This is a genomic window from Streptomyces sp. NPDC007189 (genome assembly GCF_040703635.1).
Lineage (GTDB): Bacteria > Actinomycetota > Actinomycetes > Streptomycetales > Streptomycetaceae > Streptomyces.
On the sequence record NZ_JBEYEY010000012.1, the window covers coordinates 98,287 to 116,511 of the forward strand.

Consider the following 18,225-nt stretch of genomic DNA (forward strand, 5'->3'; position numbering starts at 1 on the left):
CCGCTGAGGGCCGTTGTCAGTGGTGCGGCGTAGTGTGCTGAGCGGTGGGGGCACTCGCACTCACGGACTCACGTGCGCACTCACGCACGGGTGCACCGACGGGGAAGATCGCGGGGGAGCGATGAGCACGACCGACGCCGGGGTTCCGGCGATCACGCTGACGGAAGCGGAGCTGGACCGCTATGTCACGCACGGGCCGACACGCGGCCTGCTGGGCGGCGCCGGACTGCCCGCGGGCACCGACCTGCTGACCTTCTCCCCGCTGCGCACGCACGGACTGCGCACGCTCGCCGACGCCGCCGACGGCCCGTTCCGGGTGGCGGACGAGCTGCGGGACCGGCTGGTGATAGGCGAGTTGCTCAACCCGGCGGGCATGCGGCGCGAGTCGATCCTGCTCGACGGCGGCACCGGCGAGCTGACGACGGCCTACCTCTTCGCCTCGCCCCGCCCCCGCCCCTTCGCGCCCTCCCTGGACACGCTGCTGCGTTTCGCCGCGGTCACCGAGGAACTGGCGGGCCTGCGCGGCCGCTTCGCCTCCCTCGCCGGCCGGTACGGCCCCGAGACGGCGGCCGAGGCCACCCGCGCCCTCCTCTCGCTGTTCGAGGAGGGCGCGGAAGGCGAGGTCCCGCCGTACTGGAAGGCGGCGGCCCTGATCCGCCCGCTCGCGCTGGCCGTCGGCCCCGGCACCGCCTCCGGCCTCACCCTGGACGTCCCCGCCCGGCTGCTGGACCAGCAGTTCGGTCACGGCCGCGTGTCCCGCTTCGAGGAGGTCGACTTCCCGGCGACGCTGACGCACGAGCCGACCCGCCGCTTCCTGCGCGAGACCGGCCTGCCGGAGGAGGCGGTCCTCTTCCACGCCGACACGGACGTCCCACTGCCGACGCTCCGGGAGTACGCCACCGACGAGTACCCCGGGGACTACTCCCTCGACGAACTCCCGGCCCACGCGGACCACTTGATCCGCCTCGGCCGCCTCGTCGAGGACAACAGCGTGGTCCTCGACGGCAGAACGGGCGCGGTCCTGACCTTCAGCGAGCCGGAGGCCACGCTCCACCCGCTCAACACCGACGTCTCCACCCTCGCCTTCACGCTCTGGCTCCTCCACCACGAGCGCACCATCGACGAACACCTCGCCCACGAACTGACCACCCGCGCCTACGACCACCTGGCCGCGGCCATGCTCCACACCCTGTCCGCAGTCGACCCCACGGCCGCACCCCCCGGCCCCGACTGGCACTACTGGACAAACCTGTTCCAGAACGAGCGGGGCGGAGTCCTCTGACCTGCCCCACCCGGACTCCTGGAGGCCGTGGCGGGATTCGAACCCACGTAACTCGCTTTGCAGGCGAGCCCCTAAACCACTCGGGCACACGGCCGTGTTCGTGGGAATGACGTTATGGGGACGTGCTGGGCGGGCTCAAGGGAAACGGGCGGGGTGCAATGGGACTGCCATACGGCGTTCATGAAAGGGGGGCGTAGGGCCAAGGGCTCGGGGGGACTGGGACCCGCGACAGGGGTGAAATCCCGTTGCGGACCTTACTCTGGTGGTCATGAGTGCCCTTGAGTCCCGTGATGCCGATGCCGTGAAGCCCGTCGGGCAGGGCGACGGGGTGCTGGGGCGGGGGTATCGGGCGCTCAGTGTCGGGATCGTGTCCGTCGTGCTGCTGATCGCCTTCGAGGCGACCGCCGTCGGCACCGCGATGCCGGTCGCGGCCCGGGACCTGGACGGCGTGGGCCTGTACGCGTTCGCCTTCTCCGGGTACTTCACCACCAGCCTGTTCGGCATGGTGCTGGCGGGCCAGTGGTCCGACCGGCGCGGCCCGCTCGGGGCGCTGACCACGGGGATCGGGGCCTTCGCGGCGGGCCTGGTCGTCGCCGGGACCGCGCGGGCCATGTGGGTGTTCATCCTCGGGCGGGCCGTGCAGGGCCTCGGCGGCGGGCTGGTCATCGTCGCGCTGTACGTCGTCGTCGGCCGCGCCTACCCGCAGCGGCTGCGGCCCGCGATCATGGCGGCGTTCGCGGCCTCCTGGGTCGTCCCCTCCGTCGTCGGCCCGCTCGCCTCCGGCGCCGTCACGGAGCACCTCGGCTGGCGCTGGGTCTTCCTCGGCATCCCGGTCCTCGTCGTCCTCCCGCTCGCCCTCGCCCTGCCGCAGATACGGCGCAGGGCCTCCGGCCCGGTGGACGCGGAGACCGGTGCCGCCTCCTTCGACCGGCGGCGGATCCGGCTCGCCCTCGGCATCTCCGCCGGCGCGGGCCTTCTGCAGTACGCCGCCCAGGACCTGCGCCCCCTCTCCCTCCTGCCGGGGCTGGCCGGCGCCGCCCTGCTGGTGCCCGCGGTCCGCGGTCTCCTGCCGCCCGGCACCTGCCGGGCCGCCCGCGGCATGCCCTCCGTGGTGCTGCTGCGCGGGCTGTCCGCCGGTTCCTTCATCGCCGCCGAGTCCTTCGTGCCGCTGATGCTGGTCACCCAGCGCGGGCTCTCCCCGACGCTCGCCGGGTTCTCGCTGGCCGCGGGCGGCGGCTCCTGGGCGCTGGGCTCGTGGGTGCAGTCCCGGCCGCGCCTGCAGCCGTACCGGGAACGGCTGATGACCTTCGGCATGCTGCTGGTCGCCGCCGCGATCGCCGCCGCGCCGAGCGTGCTCGTGCACGCCGTGCCCGTGTGGACCGTCGCCGTCGCCTGGGGCTTCGGCTGCTTCGGCATGGGCCTGGTGATCTCCTCCACCGGCGTGCTGCTGTTCCAGCTGTCCGCCCCGGAGGAGGCCGGCGCCAACTCCGCCGCGCTGCAGATCTCCGACGCCCTCTCCAACGCGCTGCTGCTCGCCGCGACCGGCGCCGCGTTCGCCGCGCTGGGCGGCGGCAGCACGGCCGCCACGGCCACGGCGGCCGGGAGTTCCCGTCCCGCCGCCTTCGCCGCCGTGTTCCTGCCGATGGCGGTGGTCGCGCTGGCGGGGGCGTGGGTGACGCGGCGGCTGCGGGCTCACTGACGGCCGGTACGAGTCGGGCACCGTGCCATCGTGCTTGCCGTCACCGGCCGTCATCGTGCCCGGCGCCACCGGCCGTCATCGTGCTTGCCGTCACCGGCCGTCATCGTGCCCGGCGCCACCGGCCGTCATCGTGCCTGCCGTCACCGGCCGTCATCGTGCCTGCCGTCACCGGCCGCCACCGTGCCTGCCGTCACCGGCCGTCATCGTGCCTGTCGTCACCGGCCGCCGTCCTGCCTGCCGCCACCGCCCGGCAGCCGCACCGCGCCGGGTGGGCCGCCACCGCCGGCAGCCGCACCGCGCGGGGTTCCAGGGCGCCGTACGAGGCGGTGTGACCTCGGTCCCACCCGCGAGGGACCCGGCTTGGTTCGCGCGTTGACACCGCCGGGCCGCCGGTAGGGTGGCCCGGTTGTCGTACGTAGCCGAGCCGCCGAGCCCCACAAACGGAGACCGTGACTACCACCACCGCTTCCTCCCACCACCTGTCGCCCGCCTTCCCCGGCCGCGCGCCCTGGGGTACCGCCAGCAAGCTGCGTGCCTGGCAGCAGGGGGCGATGGAGAAGTACATCCAGGAGCAGCCGCGCGACTTCCTCGCCGTGGCCACGCCCGGCGCCGGCAAGACGACCTTCGCGCTGACGCTCGCCTCCTGGCTGCTGCACCACCACGTGGTGCAGCAGGTGACCGTGGTCGCGCCGACCGAGCACCTGAAGAAGCAGTGGGCCGAGGCGGCCGGAAGGATAGGGATCAAGCTCGATCCCGAGTACAGCGCGGGCCCGCTCGGCCGGGAGTACGACGGCGTCGCCGTCACCTACGCCGGCGTCGGCGTACGGCCCATGCTGCACCGCAACCGCGTCGAGCAGCGCAAGACGCTCGTCATCCTCGACGAGATCCACCACGCCGGTGACTCCAAGTCCTGGGGCGAGGCCTGCCTGGAGGCCTTCGAGCCCGCCACGCGCCGGCTCGCGCTGACCGGTACGCCGTTCCGCTCCGACACCAACCCCATCCCCTTCGTGACGTACGAGGAGGGACCGGACGGCATCCGGCGGTCCGCCGCCGACTACACCTACGGCTACGGCTCAGCCCTGGCGGACGGCGTCGTGCGGCCGGTCATCTTCCTCTCCTACAGCGGCAACATGCGCTGGCGCACGAAGGCCGGCGACGAGGTCGCCGCGCGGCTCGGCGAGCCGATGACCAAGGACGCGATCAGCCAGGCGTGGCGTACGGCCCTCGATCCGCGCGGCGACTGGATGCCCAGCGTGCTGCGCGCCGCCGACCAGCGGCTGACCGAGGTCAGGAAGGCCATCCCGGACGCCGGGGCGCTGGTCATCGCCTCCGACCAGGACTCGGCGCGTGCGTACGCCAAGCTGATCCGGGAGATCACGGGCACGAAGGCGACGCTCGTCCTGTCCGACGACGCCGGCGCCTCGAAGCGGATCGACGAGTTCAGCGCGAGCGACGAGCGGTGGATGGTCGCCGTGCGCATGGTGTCCGAGGGCGTCGACGTGCCCCGCCTCGCGGTGGGGGTCTACGCCACCACCATCTCCACCCCTCTCTTCTTCGCGCAGGCCGTCGGGCGCTTCGTACGGTCCCGGCGGCGCGGCGAGACCGCGTCCGTGTTCCTGCCGACCGTGCCCGACCTGCTGACCTTCGCCAACGAGATGGAGAAGGAGCGGGACCACGCCCTCGACAAGCCGAAGAAGGAGGGCGAGGAGGACCCGTACGCCGAATCCGAGAAGGAGATGGAGGAGGCGAACAAGCAGCAGGACGAGGACACCGGCGAGCAGGACATGCTGCCCTTCGAGGCGCTGGAGTCCGACGCCGTCTTCGACCGGGTCCTCTACGACGGCGCCGAGTTCGGCATGCAGGCCCACCCGGGCAGCGAGGAGGAGCAGGACTACCTCGGCATTCCCGGCCTGCTGGAGCCGGAGCAGGTGCAGTTGCTGCTGCAGAAGCGGCAGGCCCGGCAGATCGCGCACAGCCGTAAGAAACCGGACAGCGAGGCCGACCTGCTGGAGCTGCCGGCCGAGCGGCGGCCGGTGGTCACGCACAAGGAGATGATGGAGCTGCGCAAGCGGCTGAACACCCTGGTCAGTGCGTACGTCCACCAGAGCGGCAAGCCGCACGGGGTGATCCACACCGAGCTGCGGCGGGTGTGCGGGGGACCGCCCAGCGCGGAGGCGACGGCGGGGCAGCTGCGGCAGCGGATCGCCAAGGTGCAGGAGTGGGCGACCCGGATGAGGTGACCTGGCCACCAGGTGGCGGGGCTGTTCCCGGACCCCCCAGGGACTGGCGCGTGTCAGTTCCTGGGGCCTGTGCTTTTCCGGACGAATGACAGCAGGCCGGATCTCGGCTTGACCGGATTCTGGACGGAGACTTCCGCTCAGCGAACCTGCTTCGCTACTGTCCCGCTACGCACACGCCCCGTGGCAGCGCCGCCGCGGAGCGCAGCCGTGAAGCGACATGGCCCGGAGCCGCTGGGCCTTTCTGTCGATCGGCGGCCTCTTGAAGCGCGTCGCCGACGGGACTCGGTGACGCATCCGTCGCTCAGGGGGCCGCCGACCTCACCACCAAAGGAGTGGGCGTCGTGACCGCGGAGACCTCTCAGACGCTCGATCGGGGACTGCGCGTCCTCAAGCTGCTGGCCGACACCGACCACGGGCTGACCGTCACCGAGTTGTCCAGCAAACTGGGCGTGAACCGTACCGTGGTGTACCGGTTGCTCGCCACCCTGGAGCAACACGCCCTCGTACGGCGCGACTTGGGCGGGCGTGCACGGGTCGGGCTGGGGGTGCTGCGGCTCGGCAGGCAGGTGCATCCGCTGGTACGGGAGGCCGCGTTGCCCGCGCTGCGCTCGCTCGCCGAGGACATCGGGGCGACGGCGCATCTGACGCTGGTGGACGGGACGGAGGCGCTGGCCGTCGCCGTGGTCGAACCGACGTGGACCGACTATCACGTGGCGTACCGGGCCGGGTTCCGGCATCCGCTGGACCGGGGGGCGGCGGGCAAGGCGATCCTGGCCGCGCGGCAGTCTCCGGCCGCGGACCCCGGGTACACCCTGACGCACGGCGAACTCGAGGCAGGCGCGAGCGGGGCGGCCGCGCCGCTGATCGGGGTCACCGGCGTCGAGGGCAGCGTGGGCGTCGTCATGCTGGCGGACTCCGTGCCGGAACGGGTGGGCCCGAGGGTGGTGGAGGCGGCCCGAGAGGTCGCGGAGGCGCTGCGCTGACGTCAGCCGCGCTGAGCCGAAGCCGGTCGCGGGGAACCGCGCGACCGGCCCGCGGCACAAGGCACACCCCGTGGTCACGTTAGATTGAGCTCGTGCTCTCACGTCTCACACGCCTCCAGGCCGTAGCCGTCTGCGCCGTGCCCGTCGTGGCCCTGCTGGCCACGGCGGTGTTCGCGCCGCTGCCGTTCTCCGTGGCGCAGCCCGGCATGACGGCGAACGTGCTCGGCGAGAACAAGGGCACCAAGGTGATCACCGTCTCCGGTGCGCCGGTACGGCGGACCAGCGGGCAGCTGCGGATGGTCACGATCGTGGCGACCGGGCCGGACTCCCGGGTCAGTCTCGGCGACGTGTTCGGCAGCTGGTTCCGCACCGACCGGGCGGTGATGCCGCGCGACGCGGTCTACCCGAGCGGCGACACCGTGAAGGAGATCGAGAAGCACAACGAGGCCCAGATGAAGCAGTCCCAGGACGCGGCGACCCAGGCGGCGCTGAAGTACCTCGGGCTGAGCGCCGACAAGGTGCGGGTCACGCTGAGGCTCGCCGACGTGGGCGGGCCGAGCGCGGGCCTGCTGTTCACCCTGGGCATCATCGACAAGCTGCACGGCAACGGCAGCGGCGGCGACCTCACCGGCGGCCGCACCATCGCCGGCACCGGCACGATCGACGCCTCCGGGAAGGTCGGCGCGGTCGGCGGGGTGGCTCTGAAGACCCAGGCCGCCCGCCGGGACGGCGCCACCGTCTTCCTGGTCCCGAAGGCCGAGTGCGCCGACGCCGAGGCCGAACTCCCCAAGGGCCTCCGCCTGGTCCCGGTCACCACCCTCAAGACCGCGGTGAACGCCCTGGACGCCCTGAACACGGGCAAGGAGACCGTACCGAGCTGCTGAGCCGCAACCGATCGGCCTACGCCCCCTCCGTGCTGTCCGCCGACGCCTGTTCCACCAGGGGGATGATCCGGAGCGGTACGGGGTTCTCCATGACGATGGCCGTGGAGGCGCGGACGATGCCGTCGAAGCCCACGACCCGGTCGATGACGCGCTGGAGGTCGGCGTTCGAGCGGGCCACCAGGCGGCACAGCATGTCGCCGGTGCCGGTGGTGGTCAGCAGTTCCAGGACCTCAGGGACGGTCGCCAAGTGGGCCCGGACGTCGGGGCCCTGGCCCTGGCGGATCTGGAGTGTCGCGAAGGCCGTCACCGGATAGCCGAGGGCCGCCGGATCCACCTGCGGGCCGAATCCGCGGATGACGCCGTTCGACTGGAGCCGGTCCAGCCGCGCCTGCACCGTGCCCCGCGCGACGCCCAGCCGCCGGGACATCTCCAGCACGCCGATGCGCGGCTCCCGGGCGAGGAGCACGATGATCCGCCCGTCCAGACGATCGATCGCCACGGCAACCTCCAGGGGTGGGCATCCTGTACAGAAACACCGCCGAAACGGCCGTACCGCTGAACATATTGCCCAGTGAATACGCGAACTATTGCGCACCTTGCAGGGCCGGTCCACCCTTCCGGTATGACGCAGACCACACACCACACTCCCGACACCGCACGGCAGGCCGACCCCTTCCCGGTCAAGGGAATGGACGCGGTCGTCTTCGCCGTGGGCAACGCCAAGCAGGCGGCGCACTACTACTCCACCGCCTTCGGCATGCAGCTCGTCGCCTACTGCGGACCGGAGAACGGCAGCCGCGAGACCGCCAGTTACGTGCTCGAGAACGGCTCCGCCCGTTTCGTGTTCACCTCGGTGATCAAGCCGAGCAGCGACTGGGGCCACTTCGTCGCCCGGCACGTGGCCGAGCACGGCGACGGCGTCGTCGACCTGGCCATCGAGGTCCCCGACGCCCGCGCCGCACACGCCTACGCCGTCGAGCACGGCGCGCAGTCCGTCGCCGAGCCGTACGAGCTGAAGGACGAGCACGGCACCGTCGTCCTCGCCGCGATCGCCACCTACGGCGAGACCCGCCACACCCTGGTCGAGCGCTCCGGCTACGACGGCCCCTACCTGCCCGGTTACGCCGCCGCCAAGCCGATCGTCGCACCGCCCGCCCAGCGCACCTTCCAGGCGATCGACCACTGCGTCGGCAACGTCGAGCTCGGCAGGATGGACGAGTGGGTCGGCTTCTACAACAACGTCATGGGCTTCACGAACATGAAGGAGTTCGTGGGCGACGACATCGCCACCGAGTACTCGGCGCTGATGTCCAAGGTCGTGGCCGACGGCACGCTGAAGGTGAAGTTCCCGCTCAACGAGCCCGCCATCGCCAAGAAGAAGTCCCAGATCGACGAGTACCTGGAGTTCTACGGCGGCCCCGGCTGCCAGCACATCGCGCTGAACACCAGCGACATCGTCCAGACGGTGCGCACCATGCGCGCGGCCGGCGTCGAGTTCCTCGACACCCCGGACTCCTACTACGACACCCTCGGCGAGTGGGTCGGCGACACCCGGGTGCCGGTGGAGACCCTGCGCGAGCTGAAGATCCTCGCCGACCGCGACGAGGACGGCTATCTGCTGCAGATCTTCACCAAGCCGGTCCAGGACCGGCCGACGGTCTTCTTCGAGATCATCGAACGCCACGGCTCCATGGGCTTCGGCAAGGGCAACTTCAAGGCCCTGTTCGAGGCGATCGAACGCGAGCAGGCCAAGCGCGGCAACCTCTGAGGCAGGCGGAGAAGACGGCCACGGCGTGCGCGAGCGCCGTGGCCGTCCCGCGCTGCCGGAGCCGGAGCGCCCCGCCCGTCGCGACACCGGCGCCCCGGACGCCGGGCCCGGCGGGGTTCACACCGGTGGCCGGGAGTGCGAACCTTGTGATCATGAGCCGTATCGAAGCCCCACGCGACGAGGCGACCGGCACTCTCACCGACCGGCTCCTGGCCGGCCTGCCCGCCGAGGCCGTCCTCACCGACCCGGACGTCACCGGCGCCTACGCCCACGACATGGCGAGCTTCTGCCCGGCCGGCGCCCCGGCCGTCGTCGTCCTGCCGCGCACCGTCGAGCAGGTCCAGCACGTCATGCGCGTCGCGAGCGAGCTGCGCGTGCCGGTGGTCCCGCAGGGCGCCCGCAGCGGCCTGTCCGGCGCCGCGAACGCCAGCGACGGCTGCATCGTGCTGTCCCTGACCAAGATGGACCGCATCCTGGAGATCAGCCCCGTCGACCGCATCGCCGTGGTCGAACCCGGCGTGATCAACGCGACGCTGTCCCGCGCGGTCGAGGAGCACAGCCTGTACTACCCGCCGGACCCCTCCAGCTGGGAGATGTGCACCATCGGCGGCAACATCGGCACCGGCTCCGGCGGCCTGTGCTGCGTCAAGTACGGCGTCACCGCCGAGTACGTCCTCGGCCTGGACGTGGTGCTCGCCGACGGCCGGCTGATGTCCACCGGCCGCCGTACGGCCAAGGGCGTCGCCGGCTACGACCTCACCCGCCTGTTCGTCGGCTCGGAGGGCTCGCTCGGCATCGTCGTACGGGCCGTGCTCGCGCTGAAGCCCAAGCCGCCGGGGCAGCTCGTGCTGGCCGCCGAGTTCCCCTCCGCGGCCACCGCCTGCGACGCCGTGTGCCGGATCATGGAGGGCGGTCACGTCCCGTCCCTCCTCGAACTGATGGACCGTACGACCGTCAAGGCGGTCAACGACCTCGCCCGCATGGGCCTGCCGGAGACCACCGAGGCGCTGCTGCTGGCCGCCTTCGACACCCCGGACCCGGCGGCCGACCTCGCTGCCGTCGGCGCCCTGTGCGAGGCCGCCGGCGCCACCGAGGTCGTCCCGGCCGAGGACGCGGCCGAGTCCGAGATGCTGCTCAAGGCCCGGCGGCTCTCGCTGACCGCGCTGGAGGCGGTCAAGGGCACGACGATGATCGACGACGTGTGCGTGCCCCGCTCGCAGCTCGCCGCGATGCTGGAGGGCGTCGAGCGGATCGCCGCCAAGTACGGCCTGACCATCGGCGTCTGCGCCCACGCGGGCGACGGCAACACCCACCCCACCGTCTGCTTCGACGCCCAGGACGACGACGAGTCCCGGCGGGCCCGCGAGTCCTTCGACGAGATCATGGCCCTCGGCCTGGAACTCGGCGGCACCATCACCGGCGAGCACGGCGTCGGCGTGCTGAAGAAGGAGTGGCTCGCCCGGGAGATCGGCCCCGTCGGGCTCGAGATGCAGCGGTCCGTGAAACAGGCCTTCGACCCGCTCGGCATCCTCAACCCGGGCAAGCTCTTCTGAACCGGGACCGGGGCTCACTGCGCGAGCAGCTGGTCGAGCGCGTCGTCGATGCCCAGCTGCCCGCCCTCGGTCCCCGGCGGCACGGCCCGCAGCGTGCGCTCCAGCCAGGCCGACACCTGCGGGACCGGCGCCTCCAGCAACGCGTCCCCGTCCGGGGAACTCAGCGCCATCAGCACGACGCTGCGCCCCTCCACCTTCGTCGGCCACACCCGCACGTCCCCCTGCCCGCACGGCCGGAACACCCCCTCCACCAGGAGGTCCCTGGCGAACGTCCAGTTGACGGGGCAGTCCGAGTTGATGTGGAAGGAGATGTGGACGGCGTACGGATCGTCGGACCGGTAGCTCAGCCGGGCCGGCACCGGGACGCTCCGCTCCGGCGACAGGACGAGCCTCATCTCCAGCTCCCGCTCCACCACGGTGTGATGCATGACCTGCGTTTCCTCTCTTCCGGGGGCCGCTCGGACCGGGCCCGCGCAGAGGGAGAGCGAGCGGGGGCTGCGCCATTACGCGGGTTCGGGGAAATTTTTTTCGCGGACGTGTGAGACACCGGTACGGCATTGCCCGGAAAGGGGTGGGTCCTGCGGGACTGGCGCTGTCGGTGCCCGCGGTCTGATAGATGTGGAGGCCCCCATCCCACCCCCGAGCAGATACGGGACGACGGACATGAGCGCCCCAACCCCGGCCCCAGGTGACGACAGGCCCCGCGAGGGCTACTACCCGGACCCGTCCATCCCCGGATACGTCCGGTACTGGAACGGCGCCTCCTGGGTGCCCGGCACCAGCCGCCCGGCGCCGAAGGACGGCGAACGGCTCACCCCGCCGCCCGGCATCCGCCCCGCGGTCCCGGCCGTCGAGGAAACGGGCCCCCACTTCTTCGACGAGGACCCACAGCCGACCCCTTCCGCCCAGGCAGGACCGGGCGCCTGGCCATCGGAGGGTCAGGGCGGCGCGGGCGCCTGGCCATCGGAGCGTCAGGGCGGTCCGGGTGACGGCCAAGGCGGTCGGGGTGCCTGGAACACCGACGCGCACAGCGGCCCGGGGCACGTTGGGTACGGCGAGCAGGGCACGGCGGGTCATGCCGGGTACGGCGACCAGGGCGCGGCGGCGCAGACCGGGTACGGCGAGCAGGGCACGGCGGCGCAGGCGGGGGCCGGCGGTCAGGGTGCCGGTGGCCAGGCGGGGCGTGGCGGTCAGGGTGCTGGCGGCCATGCGGGGACCGGTGGTCAGGGTGCCGGTGCGTCCGGAGCCGGGACCGGTGGTCACGGTGCCGGGCAGCCGGGCGCCGGGCACGGTGGTCAGGGTGCCGGTGCCGGTGGTCACGGTGGCGGGCAGCCCGGTGCCGGTGGTCATGGCGGCGGTGACGGTCGGCCGGCCTGGGGCGCCGATCCGCGGGTGCCCGCGGTGGGCTCGTCCCGGCCGGGTGGCCAGGGCGGCCGTCCCGACGGTGCGGCCTCGGCCGCGCCGGGGGAGGGCGACGACCAGGATCCCGGCGGCACCTTCATCTTCCGCCGCCCGGTCCCGGGACCAGCGGCGGTCAAGGACGACGGCACGATGACGTTCCGCCCGGTGCCGGGCCAGGCCCGGCGGGGCGCGCAGCCCGCGTCCGGTCCGCAGACCTCCGGCCCACAGACTTCCGGCTCTCCGGCCTCCGGCGCGGATCCCGCAGCGGGCTCAGGCTTCGGTGCGCACGGGGCGCCCCAGGGTCCCGGCTTCGCCGCACCCGCCTCCGGCCCCGACGCGGGCGCGGCCGGTTCGTCCCCAGCCTCCGGTTCGTCCGCGGCGCCCGGTGGCGTAGGCCGACAGGGCGCCGGTCCCGGCTTCGCCGCACCCGGCTCCGGGAACGGTGCCGCGCCGGGCGGCTTCGGGCCGCAGGGTCCCGTCGGCTCCCCGGCCTCACCGGCGTCCTCCGCCGCCGACCCCGCCCCGGCCTCGCCGGCCGCAGGCCCCGGCTTCGGGGCCGGCAAGGCCGCCGCCGCCCGCGCCGGTGCCGCGCAGACACCCCCGCAGGCCCAGCCCGCCCAGGCGGCCGTGGCTCCGTCGGTGCCCGCGCAGGGCGGCGCCCCGGTCACCCCGGTGACCAGCGGGCCCGGTGGTGGGCAGGCGTCCTGGGCGCAGCAGGTGCACCAGCTGGCCGGTGGGGACGAGCAGCCGGTGGCGCCGTGGAAGCCGCCGGTGGAGGACCCGTTCCAGGCGGCCGCCCGCCGGCAGGCCGCCGCCCGTCCCGCAGGACTCGGCAAGCGGCTCGTCGCCCGGCTGATCGACACCCTGATCGTGGGCGCCGTGACGGCCGCCGCCGCGGTGCCGCTCGGCCTGAGGGCGGCCGACCACATTCAGCAGAAGATCGACGCGGCCAAGCTGTCCGGCCGCGAGGTCACCGTCTGGCTGCTCGACGGCACGACCGGCACCAGCCTCGGCATCGTGCTCGCCGTCCTGCTGCTCGTCGGGGTCGGCTACGAGGTGCTGCCGACCGCCAAGTGGGGCAACACCCTGGGCAAGAGGCTGCTCGGTCTCGAGGTCCGGGACATCGAGGCGCACGAGCCCCCGACCTTCGGCGCAGCGCTGCGCCGCTGGCTGGTCTACAGCGTGCCCGGGCTGCTCGGCATCGGAATCGTGGGCGTGCTGTGGTGCCTGTTCGACCGGCCCTGGCGCCAGTGCTGGCACGACAAGGCGGCCCACACCTTCGTCGCGGGCTGAGCCGGACCCACCGGAGCGCCGGGGACTGGGCGTGCCGGGGACACCGACTGCACCGGGCGCACGCCCGCCCCGCCGTTACCCCGTCCGGCCGTCCGCCGGATGCGGAGCCGGGGTGTTCGCGGTCCACTCGGGCCATGAGCAGCGAACCGCCCCACGGCTCCGGAGAGCAGCCCCCCGAGGACGACCCGTTCAGGAAGCGGCCCCCGTCGGACCAGGGGTCGGGCTCGCCGTACGACACCCCGTACGGCGGCGCCCAGCAGCCCCCTCCGCCCGGCGGCGGCGAGCCCTCACCCCCCGGCGGCGGCCAGCAACCGCCCCCCGGCGGCTGGCCACCCCCGGCCAGCGGTGGGCAGCAACCGCCTCCCGGCGGCGAGCCCCCTCCGCCCGGCGGCGGCCAGCCTCCCCCCTACGGCACCGGCCCCTACGGCGGCAGTCCGCACGGCACCGGCCCCTACGGCGGCGGCCCGTACGGCAGCGGGCCGTACGGCGCCGGCCCCGGTGGTTACCCCAGTGATCCGCTCGCCGGTATGCCCCCGCTCGCGGACAGCGGCAAGCGGACGCTCGCGCGGATCGTCGACATGGTGCTCGTCGGGATCGTCGTCTGGCTGCTGACGTGGGCCTTCGGGGTGCGCGAGTACACCGTCGACGACAACCACGTGGAGGTCGGCCGGTCCGTCGCGCAGTCCGTCGTCGCGGCCCTGCTGTACATCGCCTACGACACGTACATGATGAGCCGGTACGGCCAGACCCTGGGCAAGAAGTGGTTCCGCATGCGGGTGGCGAACCTGGACAACGGCGCCACCCCCTCGGTGCAGACCAACCTGGTCCGCTCCCTGGTCCTGTGGCTGCCGTTCGCCTTCTGCTGCGCCTGCATCTGGACGGCGATCTGCGGCGGCTGGAGCTACTTCGACAAGCCCTACAAGCAGGGGCTGCACGACAAGGCGGCCAAGACGGTGGTGGTCAGCACGGGTTGAGCACCGGCGGCGCACAGGAAAGCGGCGGCTGCGTGAACGTCACAAAGCCGCCGCTTTCCTGTGCCCGCGTGCCGTTCACAGGGCCGTGGACACCCGCTGCTCCTGGTGCGCCTGCTCGGCGGCCCCGGCCGGCGCCTCGGTCGTACGTGCCTTCGGCAGCGGCACCGTCATCGCCACGAGCAGCCCGAGGGCCAGCGCCACGAGGGCGATGACGGCGACCCCGACGCCCGAACTCGTCTGCGACAGCAGCAGCATGGCGAGCGTCGAGAAGATCACGGTGCACGAACCGTAAACGAGCTGTGCGGCAGTCGGACGAGGCATGGCAATCGTGTCCTCGGAAGGCTTCGGGGGATTCTTCGGATGGGGCGCCATTGGTCTCTCTTCGCGTGCATGCCCGAGCCGGACGCCTGGTAAGCGTGACCTAACCCACGGTACCGGTGCACAGGGGGCGCACGGAGTCATGGGGTGGAGGCATAGTCCGCGAGCAGATTCGTAAAGGAATCGTCGGCTGGGCGTAGTGCATTGGGCCTGAGCAAGTCAAGATCTGTTTTTTCCTCCCAACGTCTAGTCAAATGACGTCACTTGGCATGCGCCGAACAGGCGCAAGGGGAGGAACTCAAGTGACCAGCAGATCCTGGACGTTCAGAGCGGCCGCGATCGGCGTGACGCTCGCGGCGGCCTCCGCCACGTTCGCCACGTTCGCCGTCGCGGAGGCGAGCACCCAGGCCCGGCCCGCTGCCGTCAACCGGCACGACCCGGCCCCGGTGAAGCAGCGGGCGCACGACCTCGACGGCCCGCTCAGCAAGACCCAGGAAGCCCAGCGCCGCGAGGCGCTCAGCCGGCTGATCTCCGGCAAGGCCAAGGCGCAGGAGCGCGACGGCTCCAAGGTCGTGGCGCTCAAGAGCCGCAAGGGCAAAAGCAAGTACGTCGAGCTGAGCCGCGAGAAGACCGACAAGATCTTCACGATCCTGGTGGAGTTCGGCGACAAGACCGACCCCAAGTACGGTGGCACGCCCGGCCCGCTGCACAACCAGATCGCCGCGCCGGACCGCACGAAGGACAACTCCACGGCCTGGCAGAAGGACTACGACCAGCAGCACTACCAGGACCTCTACTTCGGCACCGGCAAGAAGACCGAGTCGCTGAAGAAGTACTACGAGAAGCAGTCCTCGGGCCGCTACTCGGTGGACGGCGAGGTCACGGACTGGGTCAAGGTCCCCTACAACGAGGCCCGTTACGGCAACAACGCCTGCGGCCAGACCAACTGCTCCAGCGTCTGGAACATAGTCAGCGACGGTCTGAACGCCTGGGTGGCGCAAGCGAAGGCGGCCGGCAAGACGGACGCCGACATCAAGAAGGACCTCGCCCAGTACGACCAGTGGGACCGCTACGACTACGACGGCGACGGCGACTTCAACGAGCCCGACGGCTATGTCGACCACTTCCAGATCGTGCACGCCGGTGAGGACGAGTCCGCGGGCGGCGGCGCGCAGGGCACCGACGCGATCTGGGCCCACCGCTGGTACGCCTTCGGCACCGACGCGGGCGCGACCGGCCCGGCGAACAACAGGCTCGGCGGCGCCCAGGTCGGCGACACCGGCGTCTGGGTCGGCGACTACACCATCCAGCCGGAGAACGGCGGCCTCGGCGTCTTCGCCCACGAGTACGGCCACGACCTCGGCCTGCCGGACGAGTACGACACCGCGGGCGGCGACAACTCCACCGGTTTCTGGACCCTGATGTCCTCCGGCTCCTGGCTCGGCACCGGCAAGCAGTCCATCGGCGACCTGCCGGGCGACCTCAACGCCTGGGACAAGCTGCAGCTGGGCTGGCTGAACTACGACACCGCCAAGGCCGGCACCCAGTCCACGCACAAGCTGGGCCTCGCCGAGTACAACACCTGGGACAAGCAGGCCCTCGTGGTCACCCTGCCGGACAAGGCGGTCACCACCACGATCACCGAGCCGGCCCAGGGCTCGACCCAGTGGTGGAGCGGCAGCGGCGACAACCTGAAGAACACGCTGACCCGGTCGGTGGACCTGACCGGAAAGTCCTCGGCGAAGCTGGACCTGGACGGCTGGTGGGCCATCGAGGACGGCTACGACTACCTGTACGCCGAGGTGTCGACGGACGGCGGCGCCAACTGGACCGCGCTGGACGGCACGGCGGACGGCCAGGCCATCCCGCGTGACGGCAGCGGCAAGCCGGGGCTGACCGGCGTCTCGCAGACGCACAAGAAGCTGTCGTACTCTCTCGACGCCTACGCGGGCAAGAAGGTCGACCTGCGCTTCCGCTACGCCACCGACGGCGGTGTCGCGGAGAACGGCTTCACCGCCGACGAGATCACCGTGACCGCTGGGGGTACCCCCTCTGGGGGAGGCACGCCGGTCTTCTCGGACAACGCCGAGACGCAGGACGCCGGTTGGACCGCGGACGGCTTCTCCCGCATCGGCGCGTCCTTCACCAAGGACTACCAGCAGTACTACATCGCCGAGAACCGGCAGTACGTGTCGTACGACAAGACCCTCAAGTCCGGCCCGTACAACTTCGGCTTCGCCTCGCGCCCCGACTGGGTGGAGCACTACCCGTACCAGAACGGCCTGTTGATCTGGAAGTGGGACACCTCCCAGGCGGACAACAACACCAACGGCGCGAACGGGCACCCCGGTTCGGGTCTGATCCTGCCGGTCGACTCGCACCCCAAGGCGCTGAAGTGGTCCGACGGCACGCTGATGCGGGGCCGCATCCAGGCCTACGACTCTCCGTTCAGCCTGTACGGCACCGACGGCATCACGCTGCACAAGGCGGACGTCCCGACGGTGATCAAGGCGTCGAAGGGCGTTCCGGTCTTCAACGACCACACCAGCACCTACTACGACCCGTCGAACCCCACCGCGGGCGTACAGGTCACTGACACCAACACCAAGATCGCGATCGTCAAGGAGGCCCGGGACGGCTCGACGATCTTGCTCAAGGTCGGCCCTGCGGTGAAGTAGTCCGCATTTTTGCAGGTCAGAGACGTATCGGCGGCGACCCCTTGGCGGGTCGCCGCCGATCGTGTTTAGGTGCGTCCTGTGGACCGCTTATTGACACCGACCGAAACGGGGATGTGACCGCATGGCCGCTGGAGGCTTCTGCAAGCTGCCGAACGGCACGGTCGTGGTGGCACTGAACCTGCCCTACGACTCCGCCGGGGTGCGGGTTCTGGTGCACGCCCAGAACCGCGCCCGAGCCCTGACCAGGCTCCGCAACCTGGGGTTCCGCGCCATCTACCTGCGGGGGAACGCCGCGCCCCCGACACCGGACGAGATCACGGCGGTCCTGCACCATCCGGACGGCCTGATATGGCGCACGGCACCGGCCGGCAACGGTGTCATGGTGAACGAGCTGTGGCACCCGATCAGAGCACTCCTGCGCAGGTCACCGGTGGTGCAGTGATCTCTAGCCGCTGACCACCGGCTTGCCCGTCAGCTCCACGCCCGCCTCCCGCAGCTCCTCCAGCGCCCGCTCCGTCGTCTCCGGGGCGACCCCCGCCGTGAGGTCCAGCAGCACCTGGGTGCGGAAGCCCTCCCTGGCGGCGTCCAGGGCGGTGGCCCGTACGCAGTGGTCGGTGGCGATGCCGACCACGTCGACCTCGTCGATGTGGCGGGCGCGGAGCCAGTCGGCCAGCGGGACGCCGTTCTCCTCCTGGCCCTCGAAGCCGCTGTAGGCGGCCGCGTACTCGCCCTTGGAGAAGACCGCGTCGACCGCGCCGGAGGCGACGGCGGGGGCGAAGTTGGGATGGAAGCCCACCCCCTCCGTGCCCGCGACGCAGTGCGCGGGCCAGGAGCGGACGAAGTCGGGGTTGTCGGCGAAGTGACCGCCGGGCGCGATGTGGTGGTCCCGGGTGGCCACCACATGGCGGTATCCGGAGCCCGCCGCCTGACCGATCAGCTCGGTGACGGCGGCGGCCACGTCCGCACCCCCGGCCACCGCGAGGCTGCCTCCCTCGCAGAAGTCGTTCTGCACGTCTACGACGATCAAGGCGCGGCGCATGGTGGGTGTCCTTCGACTGTGAATGGAGTAACTGAGCCTAGAGACTTACGGGCCCGTACGGGAGAGGGCGTCGGACGGGGGCGTACGGCGGTCCCGTTCTGGCTACCCGAGTC

15 protein-coding genes and 1 tRNA gene are annotated in these 18,225 nt (G+C 71.9%); 11 read left to right on the plus strand and 5 right to left on the minus strand.

Annotated features, from left to right (window positions below; translation table 11 throughout):
• Window positions 1-121 precede the first annotated feature (121 nt).
• A complete protein-coding gene (locus AB0950_RS24040; protein ID WP_360572501.1) occupies window positions 122-1,282 on the plus strand; it encodes an SUKH-4 family immunity protein in 1,161 nt (386 codons plus the stop codon).
• 19 nt (window positions 1,283-1,301) lie between these two features.
• On the opposite strand, the gene AB0950_RS24045 is transcribed toward AB0950_RS24040, so the two are convergent.
• Window positions 1,302-1,376, minus strand: a tRNA-Cys gene (locus AB0950_RS24045).
• A 174-nt stretch (window positions 1,377-1,550) separates the two neighbouring features.
• On the opposite strand from AB0950_RS24045, the gene AB0950_RS24050 reads away from it, so the two are divergent.
• The 4 genes from AB0950_RS24050 (at window position 1,551) to AB0950_RS24065 (ending at window position 7,088) form a co-directional block, all read left to right on the plus strand.
• Window positions 1,551-2,981: an MFS transporter gene (locus AB0950_RS24050; protein ID WP_366779378.1), complete on the plus strand. Its 1,431-nt coding sequence runs from the start codon at window positions 1,551-1,553 to the stop codon at window positions 2,979-2,981.
• A 449-nt stretch (window positions 2,982-3,430) separates the two neighbouring features.
• On the plus strand, window positions 3,431-5,221 hold the full coding sequence (locus AB0950_RS24055; protein WP_360160453.1) for a DEAD/DEAH box helicase: 1,791 nt from the start codon (window positions 3,431-3,433) through the stop codon (window positions 5,219-5,221).
• 341 nt (window positions 5,222-5,562) lie between these two features.
• On the plus strand, window positions 5,563-6,204 hold the full coding sequence (locus AB0950_RS24060; RefSeq protein WP_360160452.1) for a helix-turn-helix domain-containing protein: 642 nt from the start codon (window positions 5,563-5,565) through the stop codon (window positions 6,202-6,204).
• Between the two features lie 92 nt (window positions 6,205-6,296).
• The gene (locus tag AB0950_RS24065) at window positions 6,297-7,088 is read left to right on the plus strand and encodes a S16 family serine protease (RefSeq protein WP_360572496.1); all 792 of its coding nucleotides are present in this window, start codon (window positions 6,297-6,299) and stop codon (window positions 7,086-7,088) included.
• Window positions 7,089-7,104: 16 nt separating this feature from the next.
• On the opposite strand, the gene AB0950_RS24070 is transcribed toward AB0950_RS24065, so the two are convergent.
• The gene (locus AB0950_RS24070; RefSeq protein WP_360572494.1) at window positions 7,105-7,587 is read right to left on the minus strand and encodes an Lrp/AsnC family transcriptional regulator; all 483 of its coding nucleotides are present in this window, start codon (window positions 7,585-7,587) and stop codon (window positions 7,105-7,107) included.
• 123 nt (window positions 7,588-7,710) lie between these two features.
• Here AB0950_RS24070 and hppD point away from each other — a divergent pair, with 123 nt between their 5' ends.
• Together hppD and AB0950_RS24080 are read left to right on the plus strand one after the other, a co-directional pair.
• The gene (hppD, locus tag AB0950_RS24075) at window positions 7,711-8,856 is read left to right on the plus strand and encodes a 4-hydroxyphenylpyruvate dioxygenase (RefSeq protein ID WP_360160449.1); all 1,146 of its coding nucleotides are present in this window, start codon (window positions 7,711-7,713) and stop codon (window positions 8,854-8,856) included.
• Window positions 8,857-9,002: 146 nt separating this feature from the next.
• A complete protein-coding gene (locus AB0950_RS24080; protein WP_366779379.1) occupies window positions 9,003-10,409 on the plus strand; it encodes an FAD-linked oxidase C-terminal domain-containing protein in 1,407 nt (468 codons plus the stop codon).
• Between the two features lie 14 nt (window positions 10,410-10,423).
• On the opposite strand, the gene AB0950_RS24085 is transcribed toward AB0950_RS24080, so the two are convergent.
• On the minus strand, window positions 10,424-10,837 hold the full coding sequence (locus AB0950_RS24085; RefSeq protein ID WP_361979443.1) for an SsgA family sporulation/cell division regulator: 414 nt from the start codon (window positions 10,835-10,837) through the stop codon (window positions 10,424-10,426).
• A gap of 235 nt (window positions 10,838-11,072) precedes the next feature.
• Here AB0950_RS24085 and AB0950_RS24090 point away from each other — a divergent pair, with 235 nt between their 5' ends.
• Window positions 11,073-13,103, plus strand: a complete 2,031-nt coding sequence (locus tag AB0950_RS24090; protein ID WP_366779380.1) for an RDD family protein — start codon at window positions 11,073-11,075, stop codon at window positions 13,101-13,103.
• Window positions 13,104-13,237: 134 nt separating this feature from the next.
• Complete coding sequence (locus AB0950_RS24095) at window positions 13,238-14,077, plus strand: RDD family protein (protein WP_360160445.1); 840 nt, start codon at window positions 13,238-13,240, stop codon at window positions 14,075-14,077.
• Between the two features lie 75 nt (window positions 14,078-14,152).
• On the opposite strand, the gene AB0950_RS24100 is transcribed toward AB0950_RS24095, so the two are convergent.
• Window positions 14,153-14,398: a hypothetical protein gene (locus AB0950_RS24100; RefSeq protein ID WP_360160444.1), complete on the minus strand. Its 246-nt coding sequence runs from the start codon at window positions 14,396-14,398 to the stop codon at window positions 14,153-14,155.
• Between the two features lie 299 nt (window positions 14,399-14,697).
• On the opposite strand from AB0950_RS24100, the gene AB0950_RS24105 reads away from it, so the two are divergent.
• Both AB0950_RS24105 and AB0950_RS24110 read left to right on the plus strand, forming a co-directional pair.
• Window positions 14,698-17,073 carry an immune inhibitor A domain-containing protein gene (locus tag AB0950_RS24105; protein WP_360572482.1) on the plus strand — a complete coding sequence of 792 codons (2,376 nt, stop codon included), beginning with the start codon at window positions 14,698-14,700 and terminating at the stop codon, window positions 17,071-17,073.
• A gap of 121 nt (window positions 17,074-17,194) precedes the next feature.
• Window positions 17,195-17,515 (plus strand): hypothetical protein, encoded by a 321-nt coding sequence (locus AB0950_RS24110; RefSeq protein WP_360160442.1) that lies wholly within the window; start codon window positions 17,195-17,197, stop codon window positions 17,513-17,515.
• A 3-nt stretch (window positions 17,516-17,518) separates the two neighbouring features.
• Here the strand turns inward: AB0950_RS24110 and AB0950_RS24115 are convergent, their stop codons facing one another.
• The gene (locus AB0950_RS24115) at window positions 17,519-18,112 is read right to left on the minus strand and encodes an isochorismatase family protein (protein ID WP_360160441.1); all 594 of its coding nucleotides are present in this window, start codon (window positions 18,110-18,112) and stop codon (window positions 17,519-17,521) included.
• Between the last annotated feature and the right edge of the window lie 113 nt (window positions 18,113-18,225).